Source organism: Pseudoalteromonas neustonica (genome assembly GCF_001653135.1).
GTDB lineage: Bacteria > Pseudomonadota > Gammaproteobacteria > Enterobacterales > Alteromonadaceae > Pseudoalteromonas > Pseudoalteromonas neustonica.
Genome location: NZ_BDDS01000044.1, coordinates 1 through 3,556, shown reverse-complemented (window position 1 = coordinate 3,556; position 3,556 = coordinate 1). Strand labels below are relative to the sequence as shown.

Genomic DNA, 3,556 nt, shown 5'->3' with positions numbered 1-3,556 from the left:
TATGTGTAACTGAGCTGTTTTGTAATGCTGAGTTAATAGCACTGTTATTGATGTTGGCCGTTTTAGCGCTTGTAGAATAAACAGCATCGTTTGCAGCCATGGTTACTGCGTTGGTTGGAGCATTCGCAACAACTGAATTTACGGCGCGGTTATTTAACGCGCTGGTTTGAGTAAGCCCGCTATGTGTTTGGTTTGTAGCAATGCTATTTTGTAATGCTGGGTTAGCTGCATTGCTCATTGTTGTGCTTGTTGAATACACCGCATCGTTAACAGCCGAGTTAATGGCGCGGTTATTTAACGCGCTGGTTTGAGTAAGCCCGCTATCTATTTGGTTTGTTGCAATGCTATTTTGTAATGCTGGGTTAGCTGCATTGCTCATTGTTGTGCTTGTTGAATACACAACATCGTTAACAGCCGAGTTAACACCGCTGTTATTGATGTGGGCCGTTTTAGCGCTTGTAGAATAAACAGCATCGTTTGCGGCTGTGGTTACTGCGTTGGTTTGAGCATTCGCTACAACTGAATTTACGGCATTGTTATTTAACGCGCTGGTTTGAGTAAGCGTGCTATGCGCTTGGTTTGTAGCAAGACTATTTTGCAATGTTGGGTTAGCTACATTGCTCATTGCTGTGCTTGTTGAATACACCGCATCGTTAACAGCCGAGTTAATAGCGCTGTTATTGATGTTGGCCGTTTTAGCGCTTGTAGAATAAACAGCATCGTTTGCGGCTGTGGTTACTGCGTTGGTTGGAGCATTCGCTACAACTGAATTTACGGCGTTGTTATTTAACGCGCTGGTTTGTGCATGCGTGTTATTTGCTTGGTTTGTAGCAATGCTATTTTGCAATGTTGGGTTAGTTGCATTGCTCATTGCTGTGCTTGTTGAATACACCGCATCGTTAACAGCCGAGTTAATAGCGCTGTTATTGATGTTGGCCGTTTTAGCGCTTGTTGAATAAGCAGTATCGTTTGCGGCTGTGGTTACTGCGTTGGTGTGTGCATTCGCTACAACTGAATTTATGGCACTGTTATTTAACCCGTTGGTTTGTGCCCGCGCGTTATTTGTTTGCTCAATGACCTGACTGTTTTGTAATGCTGAGTTAATAGCATTATTCGTTTGGCCTGCGTTTAACTGCGTTCGATTTGAATGCGTAATATCACTCACAGCAGCATAGTGAGTGCTGGCTGTATTGCCTGGTACTTGCGCGGCTTTATTGATCACGGATTGGCCGTAGTCGCGGCTAAACGCTTGATCTGCATTTTGCATAACTAAATTTTTAGGCTGAGCACGGTTAATGTTTTCGTGTGTTGAGGTTGCCTCGGTTTTTATTTTTGCCTCTGTATCGTCAATCAAGCCGAGTTTTTCAAGCACCCATTTAACGCTATCAATTACCCCATTAAAGGCCGCTTTCACACTATCAAATACCGCCATTAATACTTTTCCCCATGCGGTATTTTGAAACGCAGCCACTAAATCATCCCAGTAATAAATAAGCGCCCCAACTGCTGCGATGAGCGCAATAACACCTGCTACCACCCATGTAATTGGGTTTGCCCAAAGCGCCGCATTAAATAACCACGTTGCTGCTTGACCTGCGAGCATAACCGCTTTAAATGTGCCCATAGCAATGGCCGCCGCGCCCATCGTGGCAATGAGTGATAAAAAGCCCAATACACGCAGTGCGATTAACGCCCCCTGCCATAGCTTTGTTAATAAGGTTAAGCTACCTGTTAGCGCGGCACTTGAAACAAGCGCCATTTTATACAGGCCCATCGTAAAAATAATGATGCCATGCACCGTGATCAGCGCGACGATAACCACAACAAGCGTTGCAATCACGCTGGATAAAAACGGGAATCGCTCTGTCAGTGACACAATGCCCGCAAAGCCGGCGGCGAGTATTTCAACGAACGGCTCAACCACAGGCAATAAGCGGTTACCCATTGCGGTAGCCGCTGCATTAAATGAACCGCCTAAACGATCCCATGGGCTGGCAATGATGTTTGCCATTTCCAACGCTTTGGAGTTGTCTTGCACGTTTTCAAAAACGGTGATGCCGTCTTTTAATTTATCTACTTTCGTGCTGAGTACATCAACAGCTTTTGCACCTTGTTTACCAAATATTTGGGTCAGCACATCGCCACGCGCTACAGAGCCCAATGAAGATAAGCGGTTATTAATACGCCCTAGCACCACATCAATCGCGAGCATGTCGCCGTTATCAGCGGTTAATTTTATGCCTAATGCATCTTGCGCTTTACCAATCCCTTGTAATAATGAAGCCGCTTGCGTACCAGCCACAGAGCCTGATTTAGCAACCAGTTGTAGCTCCCCGACTAACGCGAATTGTTGAGCCGAGCTTAAGCCAATGTTGGTAGCGGTTGCCCCAAGGTTTGAAAACGCGGCTTGCATTTCTGCACCCGTAGTTTTGTATAGCTGTACGGCGGTGGCGGTTTGCCCTGCTATTTGGTTTACCCAGTTCGCTTTACCCATTTTGTTGGCGGTCTTTTCAAAGATGCCATACATGGTGCCCATATAACTGGTGATGGTGGCCGCATCCGCCTTGGTCGCTACGGCTAATATGTTTGATGTTTTGGTGAACTCGGATAGCTCAAACCCATTTAAGCCATTGATGGCTGATTGAATATCGTACGCACTGCGAACAAATTCTGCAGAGTTACCACCAAATTGAAAACCAAATTTATAGGATGTTTTAGTCAGTTGTTGCAAGGCGTCGTCGGTAACGCCCAGTGATTGCACCTCGCCCAACGCGGCAACGTGATCAATTGCCGGCGCAAGTGATTTTGCAAGGGCGTAACCACCACCGACGGCTGTGGCTGCGCCGCGCATCATTTGGTCTTGGGCGGCGGCGGTTTGCTGGCTCAGCTGATTAATTTTAGCCATGACTTTATTAACCGGGCCAGTGACTTTGTCAATGATGCCAATTGAATAAGTAAGCTTGTCTAATTTGCTGAGTGTTGCCATTAATTACTCGCCGCCTAATGCTGTGCAAATGCCGTTATTTACGGCGGTTACAAAGTTTTCTTGCTGTGATGTTTCAAGGTAAAGCGCCTGTGCCAAGCTCTCATCAGTGACTGCTACATTGCCAAAATATTTAGCGTGGTATGCCAGTAACTGATCAAGCCTGCTTTTGCCTATTTGCTTGGCTCGGCTTTCGATTTTTTTACCGTAAAATTAAACTCGGGTTGGTATTCTTCAACAATGGCACCCACTAAAAACAAGGCGGCACCTGGTTGCTGTACCAGCTCTTTGAGCTTTTTAGCGTCGGCTTCAACCACGGTGTTTAGCAAAAAGTTAGTTGCTGGCTGCACTTTGTTGTTCGGCTGAGTCGAGTTAATGTATTTGTTGTAGTCAGCGCCATTGACGTTAAATGTAATGTCGCCAACGGGGGTTTCTAATGTAATGTGTTTCTCAAACGCCATGATCAATACTCTCTTTAATATCTGCTTGCTCTAGCAGTGTGTAGGTAAAATAAGGGCCATACTTGGCTGCTGATTGCTCACACAAAGCAATAAATTCATCAAAGTCATTTGG

3 protein-coding genes are annotated in these 3,556 nt (G+C 45.7%); all 3 read right to left on the bottom strand.

The window, feature by feature from the left end; all coding sequences use genetic code 11:
* The coding region (locus A7967_RS21890; RefSeq protein WP_082916360.1) for a phage tail tape measure protein at nt 1-2,986 on the bottom strand (2,986 nt) is incomplete at its 3' end.
* A gap of 3 nt (nt 2,987-2,989) precedes the next feature.
* A complete protein-coding gene (locus A7967_RS23760) occupies nt 2,990-3,133 on the bottom strand; it encodes a DUF6890 family protein (RefSeq protein WP_439951194.1) in 144 nt (47 codons plus the stop codon).
* A gap of 23 nt (nt 3,134-3,156) precedes the next feature.
* Nucleotides 3,157-3,444 carry a putative phage tail assembly chaperone gene (locus tag A7967_RS21885; RefSeq protein WP_064436107.1) on the bottom strand — a complete coding sequence of 96 codons (288 nt, stop codon included), beginning with the start codon at nt 3,442-3,444 and terminating at the stop codon, nt 3,157-3,159.
* Nucleotides 3,445-3,556 lie beyond the last annotated feature (112 nt).

Excerpts from the sequence above, each read along its gene's own strand:
- A7967_RS21885 (WP_064436107.1), bottom strand. The coding sequence starts at position 3,444 with ATGGCGTTTGAGAAACACATTACATTAGAAACCCCCGTTGGCGACATT.